The sequence below is a fragment of the Streptomyces kunmingensis genome (assembly GCF_039533535.1).
Lineage (GTDB): Bacteria > Actinomycetota > Actinomycetes > Streptomycetales > Streptomycetaceae > Streptomyces > Streptomyces kunmingensis.
This window is the reverse complement of the sequence record NZ_BAAATS010000076.1, coordinates 1-2160: the sequence shown is the minus strand read 5'-3', so window position 1 is coordinate 2160 and position 2160 is coordinate 1. Positions and strand designations below refer to the sequence as shown.

Here is a 2160-nt window from a genome sequence, read left to right as displayed (position 1 = left end):
GCCCAGTCGGCCAGCGGGCCGCCGTAGGCGGAGTCGGCCCAGACGACGGTGACCTCGGGATGCGTGAGCCGCAGCCGGAAGAGCAGATCGCGGGCGGGAACACTGTCGTGCGGTGAGGCGACGCCGACCATCACGGCCAGCGGCATGCCGCGCATGTCCACGACCAGATGCCGCTTGCGCCCGTTGATCAGCTTCCCGCCATCGAACCCCCGGGTGTCCGCGCCCACCGTCTCCGCTCCCTTGACCGACTGCGAGTCCAGGATCACCGCCACGGTGCGGGGGTTGAGCCCGTCATGGACACGGAGCAGCTCGTGGAGCTCAGCATGGATGCGGGCCAGGTCTCCGCTCGCCCGCCACCTGCGGAAATACCCGTAGAGCGTGCGCCAGGGAATCTTGAAGTCGACCGGCACGGATCTCCATTTGATGCCGTTGTCATTGACGTAGCGGATCGCATCGACGACGTTGCGCCGCGGGTGCTTCTCCGGGCGCCCGCCCGCGGGCAGCCGACAGGCCGGTGGCGGCAGCAGAGGTTCGAGCACGTCCCACTCGGCGTCCGTGGTGTCGCTGGGGTAGTGCCGCTCACGCACGGCCGGTCGCTCGTTGTTCGCGCAGGTCATGGTCATCGCTCCATGCGGGTGAGGACTTCCAGGGTGGCCTTGACGCCTCCGAGCTGTTCCAGGACCAGGCGGGCCCACTCGTCCTTGGGCAGCCTCTTGGCGTGCGGACCGACGGCCGCCTCGACGAAGTTGGTGATGCGACGCAGTTCGATCCGGAAAACCGCCCGCTCATAAGCGATCCAGACCTCAAGGTCCTCGGAGAGCTGAAAACCGTCCGTTGCGTTAAAAGTCACTGGCGGGAGCCCGTCTCTGATGGCGAACTTGCGCAGATAGCGGATACCGGCCCAGACCTGGGCCGGGGTACGTTTGGTGGAGCGCACCAACCGTTTCAGCGTCAGACCCGCGGGCCGTGCTTCTTCCAGGGCCCTGCGAACGGCCTCGGCGTGCACGTGGGCGGGCTGTCCTGCCGCCCGCCGCGGCATGACTACTGGCCCCGCAACAGTTCGGCCAAGGCCTCGTCCAGATCAACCCTGCCGGTCGCCACGGCCGATTCAATCCAGTCGGCGGTGGCGCGGATCTTCTCCAACTGCCTTCCCACCAGCTCCACTTGCGCCTCGGTGAACTCCCGGCCGCGCAAGCGCGGGACCAGGCGGCTGGCGCCGGCGACGAAGCCCTGACACACCCCGACCAAATCGGTGAACTCCATCGCCCGGTGGAAGCCCCGCACGATCCGGGCCGGATCAACGCTGTCCCCGTCCTCTGCGTCGTCCGCCTCATGGGGCTCGTCCCACCAGTCCTCCTCGCCTTCCTCAACGAGGTCGGCCTGGTCGAACTGGGCCTGGTTCACTCGCTCCCTGGCCTGCCGGTCCCGCATGGCCCGAAAGGCCACCTCCGGGCGCTGAAGTAGCTCACAGGCCGCCAAGGCCGCCACGGTCTCGTCGGCGGCCAGGTCGCGGATGCTCTCGATCTTCTCCTGCGCCGTCACCGGCGTGGCCGTCGACCAGCCCGCGGCCCGCTTGGCCGCATCCCCGCTCCACTGGTGCCGCCCCGTGCGCTCGTTCAGCGGCGGGTCCTTGATCTGCTCGTACGCATCCGGCGCGGAGGCCAGAATCCGGTGCACCTCGAACGACACGCCCTCCTGCCGCTGGTCGACAGGCCACCGCGCGGCCACCCAGCGATACGTGCGAACCGTATGAAAAGACAGCCCGATCTCCTCCGCGAAGACCCTGAGCGAGGCTTCCACACTCAGCGTGTCCTCACCCTCGGCGGGCTGGTGACCGCCGTGGCCGCGCAACGGCTCGATCTCCAGCGCCATGTCGCCCACCGCGAACTGGCACCGGGTCATCGTGTGCACCAGCTTCACGGACTCCGTCACCAGCTCCTCGAACCGGTCGCGCAGCACGCTGCCGATCGTCTGGGACACGGCACTCACCCCCAGCGGGCCGAAGCGCCGGCACCTTGCCGAACGGGGGAGGCTCCGGCCCGTACACCGCAGGCTCCGCCGCGCCCTCCATGGTCACCACAGAGGACCGAAAGCTCCCCCATCCACGCGCGAAACGTCCCACCTGCGTCCGAACCCAACCCCACCCCGACCTCAAAGTGA

General features: G+C 68.7%; 3 protein-coding genes. All 3 read right to left on the bottom strand.

Annotated elements, in window-relative coordinates:
• On the bottom strand, positions 1-587 hold a 587-nt coding region (locus ABD366_RS43315), incomplete at its 3' end, for an IS5 family transposase (protein ID WP_344443651.1).
• Positions 588-619: 32 nt separating this feature from the next.
• Positions 620-1006, bottom strand: coding sequence for a hypothetical protein (locus tag ABD366_RS43310; protein WP_324770372.1), 387 nt, complete (start codon positions 1004-1006; stop codon positions 620-622).
• Positions 1007-1041: 35 nt separating this feature from the next.
• Positions 1042-1959 (bottom strand): DUF6192 family protein, encoded by a 918-nt coding sequence (locus ABD366_RS43305; protein WP_324770373.1) that lies wholly within the window; start codon positions 1957-1959, stop codon positions 1042-1044.
• Between the last annotated feature and the right edge of the window lie 201 nt (positions 1960-2160).